General features: G+C 65.2%; 14 protein-coding genes. 5 read left to right on the top strand and 9 right to left on the bottom strand.

Annotated elements, in window-relative coordinates:
- Positions 1–138 precede the first annotated feature (138 nt).
- On the top strand, positions 139–2067 hold the full coding sequence (locus ABD866_RS02885; RefSeq protein ID WP_345060983.1) for a bifunctional metallophosphatase/5'-nucleotidase: 1929 nt from the start codon (positions 139–141) through the stop codon (positions 2065–2067).
- 222 nt (positions 2068–2289) lie between these two features.
- Here ABD866_RS02885 and ABD866_RS02880 read toward each other — a convergent pair whose 3' ends face one another.
- The 8 genes from ABD866_RS02880 to ABD866_RS02845 all read right to left on the bottom strand — a co-directional run bounded on the left by ABD866_RS02880 (position 2290) and on the right by ABD866_RS02845 (position 12727).
- Positions 2290–3309: an ABC transporter ATP-binding protein gene (locus ABD866_RS02880; RefSeq protein ID WP_345060982.1), complete on the bottom strand. Its 1020-nt coding sequence runs from the start codon at positions 3307–3309 to the stop codon at positions 2290–2292.
- Positions 3306–4307 (bottom strand): ABC transporter ATP-binding protein, encoded by a 1002-nt coding sequence (locus ABD866_RS02875; RefSeq protein ID WP_345060981.1) that lies wholly within the window; start codon positions 4305–4307, stop codon positions 3306–3308. Before ABD866_RS02875 ends, ABD866_RS02880 begins: the two co-directional genes overlap by 4 nt.
- A 179-nt stretch (positions 4308–4486) precedes the next feature.
- Positions 4487–5398 (bottom strand): ABC transporter permease, encoded by a 912-nt coding sequence (locus tag ABD866_RS02870; protein ID WP_345060980.1) that lies wholly within the window; start codon positions 5396–5398, stop codon positions 4487–4489.
- Positions 5399–5491: 93 nt separating this feature from the next.
- A complete protein-coding gene (locus ABD866_RS02865) occupies positions 5492–7075 on the bottom strand; it encodes an ABC transporter substrate-binding protein (RefSeq protein ID WP_345060979.1) in 1584 nt (527 codons plus the stop codon).
- Between the two features lie 82 nt (positions 7076–7157).
- Positions 7158–8375 carry a M20 aminoacylase family protein gene (locus tag ABD866_RS02860; protein WP_345060978.1) on the bottom strand — a complete coding sequence of 406 codons (1218 nt, stop codon included), beginning with the start codon at positions 8373–8375 and terminating at the stop codon, positions 7158–7160.
- 1 nt (position 8376) lies between these two features.
- Positions 8377–9357 (bottom strand): ABC transporter permease, encoded by a 981-nt coding sequence (locus ABD866_RS02855; protein ID WP_345060977.1) that lies wholly within the window; start codon positions 9355–9357, stop codon positions 8377–8379.
- A gap of 135 nt (positions 9358–9492) precedes the next feature.
- On the bottom strand, positions 9493–11073 hold the full coding sequence (locus ABD866_RS02850; protein ID WP_345060976.1) for an ABC transporter substrate-binding protein: 1581 nt from the start codon (positions 11071–11073) through the stop codon (positions 9493–9495).
- 595 nt (positions 11074–11668) lie between these two features.
- Positions 11669–12727, bottom strand: coding sequence for a porin (locus tag ABD866_RS02845; protein WP_345060975.1), 1059 nt, complete (start codon positions 12725–12727; stop codon positions 11669–11671).
- A 313-nt stretch (positions 12728–13040) separates the two neighbouring features.
- Between ABD866_RS02845 and coq7 the strand changes: the two genes are divergently transcribed.
- On the top strand, positions 13041–13658 hold the full coding sequence (coq7, locus tag ABD866_RS02840) for a 2-polyprenyl-3-methyl-6-methoxy-1,4-benzoquinone monooxygenase (RefSeq protein WP_345060974.1): 618 nt from the start codon (positions 13041–13043) through the stop codon (positions 13656–13658).
- A 162-nt stretch (positions 13659–13820) separates the two neighbouring features.
- Here the strand turns inward: coq7 and ABD866_RS02835 are convergent, their stop codons facing one another.
- Positions 13821–14270, bottom strand: a complete 450-nt coding sequence (locus ABD866_RS02835) for an OsmC family protein (RefSeq protein WP_345060973.1) — start codon at positions 14268–14270, stop codon at positions 13821–13823.
- A 373-nt stretch (positions 14271–14643) separates the two neighbouring features.
- Here ABD866_RS02835 and ilvA point away from each other — a divergent pair, with 373 nt between their 5' ends.
- The 3 genes from ilvA (at position 14644) to ABD866_RS02820 (ending at position 17751) form a co-directional block, all read left to right on the top strand.
- Positions 14644–16206, top strand: a complete 1563-nt coding sequence (gene ilvA, locus ABD866_RS02830; protein ID WP_345060972.1) for a threonine ammonia-lyase, biosynthetic — start codon at positions 14644–14646, stop codon at positions 16204–16206.
- A gap of 127 nt (positions 16207–16333) precedes the next feature.
- Positions 16334–17152, top strand: a complete 819-nt coding sequence (locus ABD866_RS02825) for an adenosylcobinamide-GDP ribazoletransferase (RefSeq protein WP_345061022.1) — start codon at positions 16334–16336, stop codon at positions 17150–17152.
- Complete coding sequence (locus tag ABD866_RS02820; RefSeq protein WP_345060971.1) at positions 17149–17751, top strand: histidine phosphatase family protein; 603 nt, start codon at positions 17149–17151, stop codon at positions 17749–17751. Before ABD866_RS02825 ends, ABD866_RS02820 begins: the two co-directional genes overlap by 4 nt.
- Positions 17752–17833: the final 82 nt, after the last annotated feature.

The raw sequence follows: 17833 nt of genomic DNA, 5'->3' as shown, positions 1-17833 counted from the left end.
ATAGCTGTTCGTGCTTGATTTTGAAGCACGAGCAGCACAAATGGCCTCGAACTTCGGGAGACATCGCCAGGCTTCACATCCCTGTCACAGGCCCGCCGCACCATGCGGCGCATCTGCTACAACCCCAGGACGCTGACCATGCCCGGTCATTCCACCTCCCACACCCTTTCACGCAACTCCCACCGCATGGGCATCGCCGCACTCGCACTGGCCGTGGTCGGCCTGATCACCGCCTGTGGCGGATCGGGCGACACGCCCAAGGCCGAGCCGCTGGATGTGACCATCCTGCACATCAACGACCACCACTCCACGCTGGAGAACCGGTCTCGCACACTGCAGCTGGCTGCAGGCGGTGCCGCCCCAGTGGCCGTGGCGGTGGATGCGGGCGGTTTTGCCCGCGTCACGGCCGCGATCAGCGAGTTGGAAAAGCAGTCCGTGAACGTGCTCAAGCTGCACGCGGGCGATGCGATCACGGGCACGCTGTACTTCAACCGCGCCGGGGCCGACGGCGAGGCCGATGCGGCGCTGATGAACACCGTGTGCTTTGACGCCTTCACGCTGGGCAATCACGAATTCGACAAGGGCGACAGCGGGCTCAAGGGCTTTCTGGACCTGCTGCGCAAGGGCACTTGCAAGACGCCGGTGCTCAGCGCCAACGTGCAGTTTGGCGCGGGCTCGGCCCTGCACCCCAGCCGCGCGCCGGGTTACGTAAGCCCCTCCACCGTGCTGGAGCGCGGCGGCCAGAAGATTGGCGTGGTGGGCCTGACGATTGCGCAGAAGACCAAGGCCTCGTCCAGCCCCGACGCCGACACGCAGTTTGAAGACGAAACCACCGCGGCGCAGCGCGAGATTGACCGCTTGCGCGCCACCGGCATCAACAAGATCGTGCTGCTCAGCCACATGGGCTACGACTACGACCGCCAAGTGGCAGCGCGCCTGAGCGGCGTGGATGTGGTGGTGGGGGGCGACTCGCACACCCTGCTCGGGCCCGATACGCTGCGCAGCACCGGCGTGGGCTCACCCGCTGGGGCCTACCCCACGCGCACCACCGACAAGGACGGCAAGCCCGTCTGCATCGTGCAGGCCTGGGAATACGCACAGGTGGTGGGCGAACTCAAGGTACGCTTCAACGCCGAGGGCGAAGTCACGTCGTGCACCGGCACGCCGCATGTGCTGATCGGCGACGACTTCAGCATCGGCGGCAAGCCCGCCACCGACGCCGAAAAGGCCGCCCTGCGGGCCAGCGCCGCCGCCAGCGGCGTGCTGCGCGTCACCCCCCCGTCGGCCGCTGCCACCAGCACGCTGCAGCCCTTCAAAGACCGCGTGGCCGTGTTCAACCGTACCCAGGTCGCAGTGGTGCCGCAAGAGCTGTGCTCGCGTCGGGTCCCCGGCGGCGTTGGCTCGGTGGACTACAGCCGCTCCAGCGCGGCCTGCAACGCCGAAGGCAGCGTGAGCCTGCGCGGCGGCGACATCCAGCAACTGGTGGCGCAGGCCTATCTGGACGTGGCCAACGCTCGCTACGGCGGAGCCGACATTTCGCTGCAAAGCGGCGGCGGCGTGCGCATCCCGCTGCAGGGCACGGTCACGGCCGCGCAGGTGATCCAGGTGCTGCCCTTCGGCAACATGCTGTTCCGCCTTGACGTAACGGGCCAGGAAGTGAAAAGCATGCTGGAAGACGGCCTGGAGGCCGTGTACGGCCCGGGCGGCTCCACCGGCCCCTACCCCTACACGGGCGGCCTGCGCTTTGACGTGAACGCCAAGGCTGCCTTCGGCCAGCGCGTGAGCGCCATTGAGGTGCGCAACCCCGCCACTGGCACCTGGGGCCCGCTGGACCCGGCCAAGACCTACAAGCTGTTCGTGCTGAGCTTCAACGCCACCGGCGGCGACGGCTACAAGACCCTGGCCGCCGTACCGGCTGCGCGCCGCCTGGACATCGGCGTGCTCGATGCCGATGTGTTCTTCAGCTTCATCGAACGCCAGGCCAAGGACGCCACCACCGGTCTGCCGGTACTGCGCCGCCTGCCGGTGGAGCAGTACAGCACGCGCAACTTCAGCGGGGTGAACTGAAGCGGGGCAAGCCCGGGCGCATCACGTTGCGCATCTGATGCTTTTGGGTCACTCGTGCTGGCGATACAAGCACGAACAGCTATCAAAATAATAGCAATCTTCCAGCCGTAAGGGCGTATGACGCCCCAATGCAAAGGCCGCCCCGAGGGGCGGCCTTTGTGCATGTGGGATTGCCGGGATTGCGCCTACAGACGGTACGGCCAGTCCCAACTCAGACGCGCGTCAGATGCGCCCCTCTTCCACCGCGTGGCAGGCGATGCGGATGCCGCCGATGTTCTTGAGCTGCGGGCGCTCGTTGCGGCAGCGGTCGTTGGCGTGCGGGCAGCGCGGGTTGAAGGCGCAGCCGGGCGGCGGGTTCAGCGGGTTGGGCACTTCGCCCTGCACTGGCGTGCGTGCCTTGCCCGTGTCGTGCATCTTGGGGATGGCATCGAGCAGCATGCGCGTGTAGGGGTGGCGCGGCGCGCTGAACAGCGTGTGCTTGTCCGACAGCTCCACCAGACGGCCCAGGTACATCACGCCGACCTGATCGCTCACATGGCGCACCACGGCCAGGTTGTGCGAGATGAACAGGTAGGTGAGCTGCTGCTTGCGCTGCAGGTCCTTCATGATGTTGAGCACCTGCGCCTGCACCGACACATCGAGCGCGCTGGTGGGTTCGTCGCAGACCAGAAATTCAGGCTGCGTGGCCAGGGCGCGCGCAATCGAAATGCGCTGGCGCTGCCCGCCCGAGAACTGGTGCGGGTACTTGACCATGTCCAGCGGCGACAGGCCCACGGACTTGAGCAGCTCGCCCACGCGCTCCTTGAGCGCAGCCTTGTCGGTGATGAGACCGTGCTCGCGCAGCGGCTCGCCGATGATGTCTTCCACCAGCCAGCGGGGGTTCAGGCTCGCGTACGGGTCCTGGAAGATCATCTGGATGCGGCGGCGCATCGCCTGCGCGTTGCCGCCCTTGAAGGCGGCGTGCGCGTCCTGGCCGTCGAAGGTGAGGCCGCCGCGCGTGGGCTCGTACAGGCCCACAAGCAGGCGGGCCACCGTGCTCTTGCCGCAGCCCGATTCGCCGACCAGGGCGAGCGTCTTGCCCTTTTCGATCTCGAAGCTCACACCGTCCACCGCATGCAGGAAGGTGCGGGGCTTGCGCTCAATCACGCGGTTGAGCCAGGGGGCCGAGACGTCGAAGGTCTTGGCCAGGTCGTGGGCCTGCACCAGCGGTGCACCCGTCTTGGCGGTCGTGTTCGCGCTCATGCCGTCACCCCCGTGCGGGCGGCTGCGGCGGGGGCCGATGCGCCGTCGTGCAGCCAGCAGGCAGCCTTCGTGGCACCGGCGGGCATCAGGTCAGGGCGCTCGGCGGTGCAGCGGTCGAACGTGCGGGTGCAGCGCGGGTTGAAGGCGCAACCCTTGGGAATGGCGTTGAGGCGGGGCATGGCTCCGTCGATCTGGTTGAGGCGTTCGCGGTCCTGGTCCATGTCGGGGATGGAAGCCATCAGACCAGCGGTATAGGGATGTGCGGGGTGGTTGATGACCTCGTGCACGGGGCCGATTTCGGCAATGCGGCCCGCATACAGCACGGCCACGCGGTCGCAGGTTTCGGCGATCACACCCATGTCGTGCGTGATCAGCATCACCGCCGCACCGCGCGATTTGCAGATGTTCTTGAGCAGCGTGATGATCTGCGCCTGAATGGACACGTCCAGCGCCGTGGTGGGCTCGTCGGCCACGATGAGCTTGGGCTCGGCTGCCAAAGCCAGTGCAATCACCACGCGCTGGCGCATCCCACCCGAAAACTGGTGCGGGTAGTGGTCGATGCGCTGTTCGGCGGCGGGGATGCCCGTGTCTTTGAGCAGCTGAATGGCGCGCTGGCGCGCCTCGGCCTGGCTCACCGGCAGGTGCGTGACGATGGTCTCGATGAGCTGCTGGCCCACGGTGTACAGCGGGTTCAGCGAGGTCAGCGGATCCTGGAAGATCGCACCGATATGGCGGCCGCGGATGTGGCGCATCTCCTCGTGGCCGAGGTTGTCGATGCGCTTGCCCTCAAGCAGGATCTGGCCCGAAGCCACATGGCCCGGGGGCTCGAGCAGCCCGATGATGGCCGCGCCGGTCAGGGATTTGCCGGCGCCCGACTCCCCGACCACACCCAGGATCTCACCGGGTGCAATCGAGAAGGAAATGTCGTCCAGAGCGCGCAGGGTACCGCGGCGGTTCGGGAATTCGACAACGAGGTTTTTGACTTCTAGGAGGGACATATCGTCAGTGGTTCACAGTGCTGCACGTTGTAGGCCGAGGCGGCAACCGGCGCGGCTTGCACCAGTGCCGCCGCGCAAGGGCCGCCCCGCTGCGCTCGCGGCATCCCCCTGCTCGTATTGCGCGGCAATGCGAGAACGGAGGGATGCGGCGCAGCCGCTCAGGGGGGTGTCGCTCATCTTCAGCGCAGGCGGGGGTTGAGGGCGTCGCGCAGCCAGTCGCCCAGCAGGTTCACAGACAGGGCGATCAGCACCAGCATCAGGCCCGGGAAGACGGTGATCCACCATTCGCCCGAGAACAGGTAGTCGTTGCCGATACGGATCAGCGTGCCCAGCGACGGCGAGGTGGGCGGCGCGCCCACACCCAGGAAGGACAGGGTGGCCTCGGTCAGGATGGCGGTGGCCACCTGGATGGTGGCCAGCACCAGCACCGGCCCCAGCACATTGGGCAGCACGTGCTTGCGCATGATGCGCAGCGAAGAGACGCCCGTGACGCGGGCGGCCTGCACGTACTCCTTGTTGCGCTCCACCAGGGTAGAGCCGCGCACCGTGCGCGCGTACTGCACCCATCCGGTGAGCGAAATCGACACGATCAGCACGCCGAAGGCCAGTGTTTCGTGCGCATTGGGGAACAGCGCCCGGCCCACGCCTGCGATCAGCAGCGCCACCAGAATGGCCGGGAAGGACAGCATCACGTCGCACATGCGCATGAGCACGGCATCAATCCAGCCGCCGCGGAAGCCGGCCAGCAGGCCCAGCGTGACGCCGACGACCACGGACAGGGCCACCGAGGCCATGCCCACAATCAGGGAGATGCGAGCGCCGTAGATCAGCGCCGACAGGATGTCACGGCCTTGGTCGTCGGTGCCCAGCAGGTATTTGGTGGTGCCCTCTGGTGCCCAGGCGGGCGGCAAGCGCGCGTCCGACAGTTCCAGCGATGCCAGGTTGAACGGGTTGTGCGGTGCCACCCAACCCGCAAACAGCGAGCAGAAGATGCACACGGCAGCAATGGCGGCCGCCACCATGGCAACCGGGGAGGTTCGGAAGCTGTATCCGATGTCGCTGTCGAGCCAGCGGGCGAGAGTTGTTTTCATTGTGGGAAAGCAGTTGCGGGGGTGTGCCCGCAGCCTGGGTGAGGCTGCGGGCAGGCCCCTGGCTGACGGTGGTCAGTCAGGGTGCGGAAAAGCTCAGTTGGTGATGCTCATCCACTTGAAGGGCATGAAGTTGTCGGCCAGCTGCACGAGCTTGACCTTCTTGCTCACGCCCCAGGCCAGCGATTGCTGGTGCAAGGGCAAGTGACCAATGTCTGCGGCATGCAGGTCAAAGGCCTCCTTGATCATGGCGGCGCGCTTCGCCTTATCGGTCTCCGACTGGATCTTCATCGTCAGCTCGTCCACCTTGGGGTTGCAGTAAGAACCCAGGTTGAACTGGCCCGATCCTTTGTCGTCCACGCAGCGCACGAGCGCATTGAGTGCGTTGTGTGCGTCGTACGTGCCAGGCGTCCAGCCCAGCATGTAGAAGCTCGTGTCACGGCGCAGCACCTTGGGGAAGTACGTCCCCTTGGTTTCGGCCTGCAGATTGATCTTGACGCCCACGCGCGAGAGGTTCGCAGCCACGGCTTCGCAGATCTGACCGTCGTTCACATAACGATCGTTCGGGCAGTTCATCGTGACTTCAAAGCCGTTGGGATAGCCGGCTTCGGCCAGCAGCTTCTTCGCGGCTTCCGGGTCGTAGGGCAGGCGCTTGTTCTGCTCGGGCAGGAAACCATTGATACCGGGACCCACCAGCAAGGCCGTGGGATTGGACGCACCACGCATGACCACGCGCTTGATGCCTTCGATGTCGATGGCCTGATAGAACGCCTGACGTACGCGCTTGTCCTTGAACGGGTTCTTGCCCTTGACGTTGGAGTACAGCAGCTCGTCGCGCTTCTGGTCCATGCCGAGGAAGATGGTGCGCAGTTCGGGGCCGGTGACGGCACGGGTGTTGGCGCCAGCGTTCACGCGTGCGATGTCCTGCACCGGAATCGGCTCCATGACATCGATCTCGCCAGAAAGCAAGGCGGCCACCCGCGTCGCGTCGTTGCCGATCGGCGTGAAGACGATCTCCGTTGCGTTGCTCTCGATCGGGCCCCAGTAGCCGCCATGGCGGGCAAACACGGTGCGCACGTTGGGCTGGCGCTCGCGCACGCGGAACGGCCCGGTGCCGTTGGCGCGGAATGAGGCGGCATTCTCCACGCCCTTGCGGCGGTCCACCGGCTTGAGGGCCTGGTTCTCTTCGCACCACTTCTTGCTCATGATGTACACGAGTGAAATGACATCCGGCAAGATGGGGAACGGTGCCTTGGTCTCGATCTCGACCGTGTGGGCGTCGATCTTGCGCACTTCCTTGATGTCGTTGGTGTAGCTGCGCATGTCCGAGCCATCGCCCGCGGCACGGCCAAACGAGAACACCACATCGTCTGCGGTGAAGGGGCTGCCATCGTGGAAGGTCACGCCCTTGCGCAGCTCAAAACGCCACACGGTCGGCGAGGTCTGCTTCCAGGCCGTGGCCAGAGCCGGGCTCAGGCTCAGATCCTTGCCGCGCCCTACCAGAGGCTCATAGACGTTGCCCGTCACGCTCAACTGCAGCGACTCGTTGAGCGAGTGAGGATCGAGCGACAGGGCATCCCCCTGGTTGGCCACGCGAATGGTCTGTGCGTGTGCCACGCCGCTCGCGGCGGCCAGCGCTGTGCACAGCGCGGCGGCGACCATGGTGTAACGGAATTTCATGCGTTTCTCCTCGTTGTGGAAAAGTTTGCGAAGACGGTCGGCGTTGGAGACGTCGGCGTCCTGGAGCACGGTGCCCAGGCTGCTAGGGAGTGGCCAGCGGCATGGCCCGCTCGATCAGGCCTGCATGCAGGGCAGCACCCAGCGGCAGAATGTCGTCGTTGAAGTCGTATCGGCTGTTGTGCAGCCCGCCGCCACTGGCCCCTGTGCCCTGGCCGATACGCAGATACGCACCCGGTCGGGCCTGGAGCATGAAAGAGAAGTCCTCTGCACCCATGCTGGGCTCCAGGTCGCGCACCACATGGTCGGCACCGACCAGTGATTCGGCCACTTCGGCCGCAAACGTGGCTTCGTCCTCGGTGTTGATGGTCGCCGGGTAGATGCGCTCGTAGTGCACCGTTGCCGTCGCACCGAAACCCAGCGCGATGGCACTGCACAGATCCTTGAGGCGTTTTTCCACCAGGTCCTGCACAGCCGCGTCGAACGTGCGCACGGTGCCCACGATGCGGGCACTGCCCGGCAGCACGCTGAAGGCCCCCATGTCGCCCGCTTGCACGGCGCACAGGCTGATGACGGCGCTTTCGATCGGGCGCACATTGCGCGCCACGATACTCTGAGCGGCCGTGATGATGTGCGCCGCCACCAGGACCACATCGGTGGCTTGATAGGCATGGGCGCCGTGGCCACCACGACCCTGGATTTCAATCGTCACGCGGTCGGCCGCGGCCATCATTGCGCCCGGGTTCAAGCCCACAGTGCCCGGCTTCATGGCCGGCCAGTTGTGCATGGCATACACCGACTGCACAGGGAAGCGCTCAAACAGACCATCTTCGATCATGGCGCGAGCGCCCGCATAGCCCTCTTCTCCCGGCTGGAAGATCAAGACGGCCGTGCCATCGAAGTTGCGCGATTCCGCCAGGTAGCGCGCTGCGCCGACCAGCATGGTCGTGTGGCCATCGTGGCCACAGCCATGCATGAGGCCGGGCTTGCAGGACTTCCAAGCAAAGTCGTTGTGCTCACTCATGGGCAGAGCGTCCATATCCGCGCGAAGACCGATCATGCTGCCGCTGGAAGTGCTGCGACCGCGCACGAGCGCCACGATGCCCGTGCGGCCGATGCCCTCGTGGATTTCGTCCACACCACACACGCGCAGGGCTTCCCGTACGCGCCGCGCGGTGTAGACCTCCTCAAAGCCGAGTTCGGGGTGTGCATGCAGATCGCGCCGCAGTGCGGTCAGCTCCGGATGGAACTGCGCAATGTGCGCGAATGCTCGACCTCCCGCCCTCAGGCGCGGTGCCTGCATGTCAGTGGCCCCCTGCCTTGCCCACGCGCAGACGCGGATCGACAGCGAAGTACAGCAGGTCCACGATCAGGTTGATCACGACGAAGATCAGCGCGATCAGGCACAGATAAGCCGCCATCACGGGAATGTCCGCGAAGGTTACCGCCTGGATGAACAACAGGCCCATGCCAGGCCACTGGAACACGGTCTCGGTGATGATGGCAAACGCGATCAAACCGCCCAGTTGCAGGCCCGTAATCGTGAGCACCGGCACCAGCGTGTTCTTGAGCGCATGGCCGAAGTGGATGGCGCGGTTCGTCAGACCCCGGGCACGGGCGAACTTGATGTAGTCGGTGCGCAGCACCTCCAGCATCTCGGCACGCACCAGACGCATGATCAGCGTGAGTTGGAAGATCGCCAGCGTGATGGCTGGAAGGGTGATGTGGTGCCACCCCTTTGCCGTCAGCAAGCCAGTGCTCCACCAGCCCAGCTGCACGACCTCGCCGCGGCCAAAGCTCGGGAACCAGCCCAGCGTGACCGAGAACACCAGGATCAGCATGATGCCGATGAGGAAGGTAGGCAGCGAGACGCCCAGCAGCGAGAGCGTCATGAAGACCTGGCTCGAGAACGTACCGCGCTTGAGGGCTGCGTACACGCCCATCGGCACGCCGATCACCAGGGCCAGCGTGGCGGCGACGAGGGCCAGCTCCAGGGTGGCCGGGAAGCGCTCGGCGATGAGGCGCGAAACCTTCGCACCCTGCCGCAAGCTGAGGCCGAATTCGCCCTGTACGGCGTTCATGAGGAAGTGACCGAACTGAATGAAGAAGGGCTTGTCGAGGCCCAGCTCGGAACGCAGTTCGCGGATTTGTTCAGGGGTTGCGTCCTGACCGAGCAGGAACACCACGGGGTCCCCCACATACTGGAACAGCATGAAGGAGATGAAGGCCACCGTGACCATGACGATCACAGCCTGGATCAGGCGGCGCAGGATAAAGGCGAGCATCGGGAAATCGAGAGTGTGTTCGACACCGCGTCCGGGCCACTTATGGTGACCCCGACGCACAAAAGGGCGACATCATGCCCCAAAAGCAACCGGACCTGCGTTCGGCAGGTCCGGTGCTCAGGTCTCTGATTCCGGTCAGTTCACCTTGACCAGGCGCATGTCGATGCGGTTGTCCGCGCGGTGCACGAGGTCGATGTTCTTCTTCATGGCCCAGGGAATGACTTGGTCATGCAGCGGAATGTGGGAGACAGTGTCCGACGACAGTTGCAGGGCTTCCGTCAGCATGCGCGCACGAACCGGTGCGTCGGTCTCGGCCTTCACGCGGTCCACCAGGTAGTCCATGCGCTGGTTGCTGTAACGGCCCACGTTGTAGTTGCCGTCGCCTCCCTGGCCCACCGTACGCACCAGCGATTGCAGGCTGTAGAGCGCGTCGAAGGTGGGGACGCCCCAGCCCAGCATGTAGATGCTGGCTTCGTAGCGTTGGATCATCGGGAAGTACGTCACCAGCGGCATGGTACGCAGTTTGGCCTTCACACCGATACGCGACCACATGGCGGTCACAGCCTGACAAATGGCCTCATCGTTGATGTAGCGGTTGTTCGGGCAGGCGAAGTCCACTTCGAAACCATCCGGATAACCTGCTTCGGCCAGCAGCTTCTTGGCGGTGTCGACACTGTAGGGCAGGCGCTTGGCAACGCCTTCCGTCCAGCCTGCCACCTGGGGCGACACCAGTGCGCCCGTGGGCTTGCCCAGGCCACGCATGATGTTGCGCGAGATGGTGTCTGCGTCGATGGCGTGGTAGAGCGCCTTGCGCACACGCAGATCCTTGAGCGGGTTCTTGCCTTTGACGTTGGAGCCAGGCAGTTCGTCGCGGAACTGGTCCATGCCCAGGAAGATCGTGCGGTTCTCGACACCGTCGATAACCTTGAGATCGGCATTGGCGCGCAGGCGGCCCAGATCCTGGGGCGTTGGATCCAGCACCATGTCCACCTCACCCGACAGCAGCGCTGCAATGCGCGTGGCAGCCGACTTGATCGGGGTGTAGACGATCTCCGTTACGTTGCCGTCCATCTTGCCCCACCAGTTGGGGTTGCGCTTGAACACCATCTTGACGTCGGGCTGCCAGGATTCCAGCACATAAGGCCCGGTACCCATGGCATTGCGGTGTGCAAAGTTCTCCTCGGCAGCCTTCATGTCTTTGGGCTCAACCGACTTGTTCTTTTCAGCCCACGCCTTGCTCATGATGCGCAGTTCGGTCATCTGACGCAGCAGCACAGGGTTGGGCGACGACAGGAACACGTCAATGGTGTTGTTGTCAACTTTCGCCACGCGGCTGATGCCTTGCACGTATGGGGTGAAGTTCGAGGTCTTCGCCATGGCGCGCTGCAACGAGTACACGGCGTCATCAGCCGTGAAAGCCGAACCATCATGGAACTTCACGCCTTGGCGCAGCGTAAAACGCACCTGGGTGGGGCTAATCTCCTTCCAGGCCGTGGCGAGAACTGGCTCAACCTCAAACGTACGGCTGTTGTAGTACACGAGGCTCTCATAGACGTTGGCGTGCAGACCGTTCTGGAGCGCGTTGTTCTGCGAATGAATGTCCCACGTGGAGATTTCGCCTTGGCTGGCCCACTTGAAGGTTTTGGCATGCAGAGCGGGCGCAGCCAGAAGCGCAGCGGCAGCGGCCACGGTCAACAAACGGAGCTTGAGTTTCATGGAACCCTCTTAGGTAAAAGGTTTACTATGCAGTAAAAGGTTGCTCAAAGACCAACGGGAAATCCCTGAATCCCCGACTTGGTGCGGGGACATGATTCCTGCGTGAGCTTCCCGACACGCAAGGACGATGCCAGCCACAGATCTGCGAAAGGCAACTGCCTGCTGAGCACAGCCCCCTGCAGCTGTCGCCATCCACTTCATGGTGAAGATCTACGCCTTCAGGCTGCACCCGAATCCATCCCACAGCCGTCTTGGCTTCACCCCGAAGGCGAAGTGGTGCGGCGTTGCCAGCGCCAGGGACCTGGATTCATCATACGGATGCCATAGACCTTAGACGCTGCCACCGGGTCAAACGGGCGACACACACCGGACCGGCTGCGATGGAAGCGCTACCCTAGCTCTGACCATCTCCGCTTGTGATTCACTGGACACCCAATATCCACTGAAGGGTCAAGGCGCAAGAGCCATGTCATTGCGCCGCGAGCCAGAAGACAACCCACAGGGCGCACACCCTGTTTGAAGCAGAAAAAACAAAAGCCGCCCGAAGGCGGCTTTTGAAGCTTGAGTCGTCGAGCTGGCGAAGCCAGCTTTTCGATTAGAAGCTGTGGCGAATGCCCAGGTCGTAACCGTTGGAGTTGCTGCCAGCAGCGGTCACAGCACCGTTCAGAGCTTGAGCAGCGCCGTTCTTGTTGCTCACGTGAGCGTACGTTGCGTACAGAGCGGTGCGCTTCGACAGGTTGTGCACATAGCCCAGAGCCAGCTTGTTGGACTTGGGATCTGCGCCCACGGCCACATCGGTCTTGTAGGTCGAGTAAGCCAGACGGATTTCGCCTGCGCCGACGGGGATCAGACCACCGATCAGCCAGCCGCTGCCATCGGGAGCCGTAGCAGCCGAGTTGCGGTCTTGGTTGTAGTGAGCCATGACCTTGGCCATGCCCAGGTCGTACTGGCCGCCCAGGTTGAAGGTCTTGATGTTGCCGGCCAGGTACTTGGTGTCCGAGAAGGCGACAGCCACGTTGATGGGGCCGTTGGCGAAACCAGCGCGCAGGGCCAGGCCCGTGCCGTCCTTCTTGTTGGCGGCGTTGCTGGCGTTCTCACCCAGGTAGTACTGAGCTTGGCCGTAGAAACCACCCAGCTTGCCGGGCAGGAAGTAGCCGATGGAGTTCGAAGCGCGAACGGTCACGGGGCCGCCCAGGCTGGAGTTCAGGGTTTGGGTGGTGCCCACGCCGTTCGTGCCGAAGGGATCGAACACGGTCAGGTTCCAGAATTGGGGCGTGTAGTCACGGCCCAGACGCACTTCACCGAAGCCGCCGCTCAGGCTGACCGTCGAACGACGGTTGAACACCAGGCCGCCGCTGGCGCTAGCGCCAGTTGCTTGGTTGTTGGTGTTGGTCGAGCCGCCGGTGCCGTTGTCGTTGTTCACGCCAGCTTCCAGCCAGAAGGAAGCGGTCATGCCACCACCCAGGTCTTCCACGCCGCGGAAACCCAGACGGCTGCTGTTGTAGCCGGAGTTCGTCAGCTGCGAGCGGTTAGACACGCTGCCCGAACCGTAAGCGTAGGTTGCGTCCACCACGCCGAACAGCGTCACGGAAGATTGAGCCATTGCAGCGCCGGAGGCAGCCAGCACAGCCAGGGCAATCAGGGATTTTTTCATTGCGAGTTACTCCAAGGTTAAACATAGGGCGCCGGTACGGGGGGTCTTGGGTGGAGGCACCTGCTCAGTCCCGCCGGTTCCCCGGGCCAACCTCCTGGTGGGGAAGTTGCTCCTATTGCACCAGAGCCCGCCCGGTTTCGCAAAGGAAATCGCCGACCAAGCCGAGGAAACGGGGTTTTCGTTGCAGTGTTGCAACATTTCTCTGAGACGCAGGAAAATCGGTCTCCAGAGCAGGAAAGGCCTACGCCCCGCACCCAACCAAATGTGAGCAAGTGCAAATGATGTTTCTGCCAAAGCTTGGAGATTGACACCCATGGACCGGTTTCTGAATGCTGCCGACTCAGCCCTGCGCACGTTGTTTGCGCCTGCGCGCGGCCACGCTCCGCGACCCGCAGCCGAGGCAGACGCTGCCGAACTTACGGCAGCGGAGCAACGCTTGTCTGGCGCACTGATGCGGGTGAACCATGTGGGCGAGATCTGTGCCCAGGCGCTTTACACCGCTCAGGCCATGGTGACGCGGGATGCGGGCTTGCGCGACCACTTGCTGCAGGCAGCCCGAGAGGAAACCGACCATCTCGCCTGGACCGAGCAACGGTTGAAAGAACTGGACGCGCGGCCGAGCCTACTCAATCCCTTGTGGTACGCGGGGGCATTCGCACTTGGAGCGGTGGCAGCCAAGGTGGGCGACCGCGTCAGTCTGGGTTTTGTCGTTGAGACCGAGCGACAGGTATCAGAGCACCTGGGCAGTCACCTGGTGCGCCTGCCGGTGGCAGATTCGGCTTCACGCGCCATCGTCGCGCGAATGAAAGCCGACGAGGAACGACATGCCGAGGAGGCCCTGGCCGCCGGAGCCGCCGAACTACCGCGCCCTGTGGCTGCGCTCATGCGTGCCGCCGCCAAGGTCATGACGACGACAGCGCACCATCTTTGAGCATTCGCAAAGCGGTACACCCCGATCCGGGACAGGCAGCCGCCCTCCGGCGGAGAGAGCCGCGAGGCGGCGGGCCCGCCGAACCCGACGCGACTCGGAGTGCTGTGCGCCTGCGCAACCGACAGGCGCGGCGGGCTGCCGGGCTCAACACGCCCAGAAGGCTCAGGCCTCAACCAGATCAAACCCGGTGGTGATCTCGGCCGTCTTGCCCAGCATGATGCTGGCCGAACAGTATTTTTCGTGGCTCATGGCAATGGCCCGCTCCACCGCAGCGGGCGGAATGCCCTTGCCAGTGACGGTGAAGTGCATGTGAATGCGGGTGAACACCTTGGGATCGGTCTCGGCGCGCTCCGACGTGAGCTTGACCGAGCAGCCGCGCACATCGTGCCGGCCGCGCTTGAGGATCAGCACCACGTCGTAGGCCGTGCAGCCGCCCGTGCCTGCCAGCACGGTTTCCATGGGCCGAGGGGCCAGGTTCTGGCCGCCATTGCGCGGCTGCTGGGCATCGGGCGCCCCATCCATCACCAGCACGTGACCGCTGCCGGTCTCGGCCACAAAACCCATGGCCGAGCGCGTCCCTGCGCCTGCGGTCCAGCTGACTGTGCATTCCATATGACTCCGAACTCCTGAGGGTTGAACGACGAAAACAAGGCCATGCGCGCAGGCCCGTACGGTGGGGCGCTGCGCATGCGCGGTGCGATGTTGCTTTTTTTCACCACAGCCGGCGCAAGGCCCCGACCCCATCACGGGAATGTTGCAACGCAACAAACTGACGCTACACTGTACCCATGCGTGGCAATGGCCCGCACCGATTGTCTCCTCCATCTCCTCAAAGGATGGATTCAGCCCCAGGCCTCACGGCCCGGGGCTTTTTTTTGCCCCGGGCCGGGCCGCATCGTGCCTCCCCCCGGGGTGCCACAGTGCCACGCCCTATGATGTGTGCCCCGCGACGCCACTGCCGCCGCGCTGCGACACCTGCCCCGCCATGACCGCCGAAGCCCTGACCCCGTCCGACTATCTCAAGAAAATCCTCACGGCCCGCGTGTACGACGTGGCGGTCGAATCGGCGCTGGAGCCCGCCCGCAGCCTCAGTCGCCGTCTGCACAACAAGGTGCTGCTCAAGCGCGAAGACCAGCAACCGGTGTTCAGCTTCAAGCTGCGCGGTGCTTACAACAAGATGGCCCACCTGTCGGCCGAGCAACTGGCGCGCGGCGTGATCTGCGCATCGGCCGGCAACCACGCCCAGGGCGTGGCCATGAGCGCGCAGCGCTTGGGCGCGCGCGCCGTGATCGTGATGCCCACCACCACGCCGCAGGTCAAGATCGACGCCGTGCGCACGCTGGGCGGCGAGGTCGTGCTGCACGGCGACAGCTATTCCGACGCCTACCAGCACGCCGTACAGCTCGAACGCGAGCAGGGTCTGACCTTCGTGCACCCGTTCGACGACCCCGACGTGATCGCCGGGCAGGGCACGATTGCCATGGAAATCCTGCGCCAGCTGCAAAGCCTGGGCAGCAACCGGCTCGACGCTGTGTTCGTGGCGATTGGCGGCGGCGGACTGGTCAGCGGCGTGGCCAACTACATCAAGGCCGTGCGGCCTGAGGTGCGTGTGATCGGCGTACAAATGAACGACTCGGACGCGATGATCCAGTCGGTGCGCAACGGCGCGCGCGTCACGCTGCCCGATGTGGGTCTGTTCTCGGACGGTACGGCCGTCAAGCTCGTGGGCGAAGAGACCTTCCGCATCGCCAGCGGCCTGGTGGACGACTACATCACGGTGGACACCGATGCGGTGTGCGCGGCCATCAAAGACATCTTCGTGGACACGCGCAGCATCGTCGAGCCTGCGGGCGCACTGGCCGTGGCCGCTATCAAGCAGTACGTGACCACGCACAAGACCAAAGGCGAGACCTACGCCGCCATCCTGTGCGGCGCGAACATGAACTTCGACCGGCTGCGCTTCGTGGCGGAGCGCGCCGAGGTGGGCGAAGAGCGCGAGGCCCTGCTGGCCGTGACGATTCCCGAAGAGCGCGGCAGCTTCCGCCGCTTCTGCGAAGTGGTGGGCGGCCTGCCCGGCGGCCCGCGCAACGTGACCGAGTTCAACTACCGCATCAGCGACGAAAAACGCGCGCATGTGTTCGTGGGCCTGACCACGCAGGGCCGGGGCGAGTCGGAAAAGATCGCGCGCAACTTCAGCCGCCACGGCTTCGAGGCGCTGGACCTGACCCACGACGAACTGGCCAAGGAACACCTGCGCCACCTGGTGGGCGGGCATTCGGCGCTGGCGCACGACGAGCGGCTGCTGCGCTTTGTGTTCCCCGAGCGGCCCGGGGCGCTGCTCAAATTCCTGAGCCTGATGCAGCCCACCTGGAACATCAGCCTGTTCCACTACCGCAACCAGGGCGCAGACTACGGCCGCATCCTGGTGGGCATGCAGGTGCCCGCCGAAGACACCGCCACGTTCGACGCCTTTCTGGCCACCCTGGGCTACCCCTACGTGGACGAGACGGCCAACCCGGCGTACCGGCTGTTCCTGCGCGCGCAGTGATGCGCTGGCAGCGCCGCGCAGCCCCTGGGCTTGGAGTGTTTTGGGCTGCTCGCGCTTGAAATTCAAGCACGAGCAGCTATCAAAATAATAGCAATCAAGTTTCTGAACGCCTGACCCCGTGAGCCCCGTGCAAGCCCTGCGCCACTACCTGCTGGCGCTGCAGTTCTTCACCCGGGTGCCGGTCACCGGGCGGCTGGCGGCCTGGGTGGGCTACAGCCCGGCCATGCTGCGCGCCAGCGCCGCGCACTTTCCGGGCATCGGCTGGCTGGTGGGTCTGTGGGCCATGGCCGTGTACGCCGCCACATGGGCGCTGCTGCAACCCCTGCCCTTTGCGCCGCTGGTGGCCGCCGTGGCCTGCACCGTGGCCACGGTGCTCATGACAGGCGGCTTCCATGAGGACGGGCTGGCCGATGTGGCCGACGGCCTGGGCGGGAGCCTCGACCGGGAACGCGCGCTCGACATCATGAAAGACTCGCGCATCGGCGCTTTCGGGGCCATGGCCCTGGTGCTGGCGCTACTGGCCAAGGTGTCGCTGCTGGCCGCACTGGGCAGCACACCCGGTGGCCTGCTGCCCGCACTCGGGGCCCTGCTGGGCGCGCATGTGCTGTCGCGCCTGTGGCCGCTGGGCCTGGTGCGAAGCCTGCCCCACGTGGGCGACACCGCGCGCTCCAAAAGCAAGCCGCTGGCCGACCAGATCAGCGGCAGGGCGCTGATGGCCGCGGTGCTGTGGGTGTTGCCGGTGCTGGTGCTGCTGGCCTGGCACTGGGGGCTGGTGCCCGTGATGGTGGCCGCTGCCGCCAGCGCCGCCGCTGCGGGCTGGATGCGCCGATGGTTCCGCCTGCGGCTCGGGGGCTTCACCGGCGACTGCCTGGGCGCCACCCAGCAGGTGGGTGAACTGGCCTTCTACCTGGGCCTGGCCGCAGCGCTGGCCCGCAGCCTGGCATGAGCGAGCCCTCAGACCGGCGGCTGTGGCTGGTGCGGCATGCGCAGCCGCACATCGCGCCCGGCGTCTGCTATGGCCGGCTCGACGTGGCCGCCGACCCGCTGGCCACGCAGCAGGCCTCGGCCGCCCTGGCCGCAGCGCTGCCGCCAGCGGCGCAGGTGCTCACCTCCCCGGCCCAGCGCTGCACGGCGCTCGCTGCCGCCTTGGCCGAACTGCGCCCGGCCCTGGCGGCACAGACCGACTACGCCTTGCAGGAATTGCATTTCGGCACCTGGGAAGGTCAGTCTTGGGACACCATCGGCCCCGTGGCCCTGGACGCCTGGACCGCCGACTTCGCCCACCATGCGCCCGGCGGCGGCGAAACGCTGGCCGCCATGCTGCAGCGCGTGCAGGCCGCGCTGGCCCGCGCAGGCCATGCGCCTTGCCGGGAGGTGGTGTGGATCACCCACGCCGGGGTGGCCCGCTGCGTGCACCATCTGCTGCGCCATCCGCTGCCCAGTGATCTGCACACCCTGCGCATCGCCGCCGCCGACTGGGCCTGGCCCGCACCGGCCTGGGGCGGCTGGACGGTGCTGGCGCTGCCACCCGACGCCGCGGCTTGAGATGGCAGTGGGCTGCGCCCGAAAGCGTGAAAAAGCGAAGGGTGAAGGGCGAAGGGCGCGAATGCCGCCGGCAGCACCCAGC

The sequence above is a fragment of the Acidovorax lacteus genome (genome assembly GCF_039540375.1).
Classification (GTDB): Bacteria; Pseudomonadota; Gammaproteobacteria; order Burkholderiales; family Burkholderiaceae_C; genus Acidovorax_G; species Acidovorax_G lacteus.
The sequence above is the reverse complement of the archived record's forward strand: the minus strand, read 5'-3'. Positions and strand labels throughout refer to the sequence as shown.

Coding starts and splice junctions, on each gene's coding strand:
- ABD866_RS02885 (WP_345060983.1), top strand. CDS start 139: ATGCCCGGTCATTCCACCTCCCACACCCTTTCACGCAACTCCCACCGC.
- ABD866_RS02880 (WP_345060982.1), bottom strand. CDS start 3,309: ATGAGCGCGAACACGACCGCCAAGACGGGTGCACCGCTGGTGCAGGCC.
- ABD866_RS02875 (WP_345060981.1), bottom strand. CDS start 4,307: ATGTCCCTCCTAGAAGTCAAAAACCTCGTTGTCGAATTCCCGAACCGC.
- ABD866_RS02870 (WP_345060980.1), bottom strand. CDS start 5,398: ATGAAAACAACTCTCGCCCGCTGGCTCGACAGCGACATCGGATACAGC.
- ABD866_RS02865 (WP_345060979.1), bottom strand. CDS start 7,075: ATGAAATTCCGTTACACCATGGTCGCCGCCGCGCTGTGCACAGCGCTG.
- ABD866_RS02860 (WP_345060978.1), bottom strand. CDS start 8,375: ATGCAGGCACCGCGCCTGAGGGCGGGAGGTCGAGCATTCGCGCACATT.
- ABD866_RS02855 (WP_345060977.1), bottom strand. CDS start 9,357: ATGCTCGCCTTTATCCTGCGCCGCCTGATCCAGGCTGTGATCGTCATG.
- ABD866_RS02850 (WP_345060976.1), bottom strand. CDS start 11,073: ATGAAACTCAAGCTCCGTTTGTTGACCGTGGCCGCTGCCGCTGCGCTT.
- ABD866_RS02845 (WP_345060975.1), bottom strand. CDS start 12,727: ATGAAAAAATCCCTGATTGCCCTGGCTGTGCTGGCTGCCTCCGGCGCT.
- coq7 (WP_345060974.1), top strand. CDS start 13,041: ATGGACCGGTTTCTGAATGCTGCCGACTCAGCCCTGCGCACGTTGTTT.
- ABD866_RS02835 (WP_345060973.1), bottom strand. CDS start 14,270: ATGGAATGCACAGTCAGCTGGACCGCAGGCGCAGGGACGCGCTCGGCC.
- ilvA (WP_345060972.1), top strand. CDS start 14,644: ATGACCGCCGAAGCCCTGACCCCGTCCGACTATCTCAAGAAAATCCTC.
- ABD866_RS02820 (WP_345060971.1), top strand. CDS start 17,149: ATGAGCGAGCCCTCAGACCGGCGGCTGTGGCTGGTGCGGCATGCGCAG.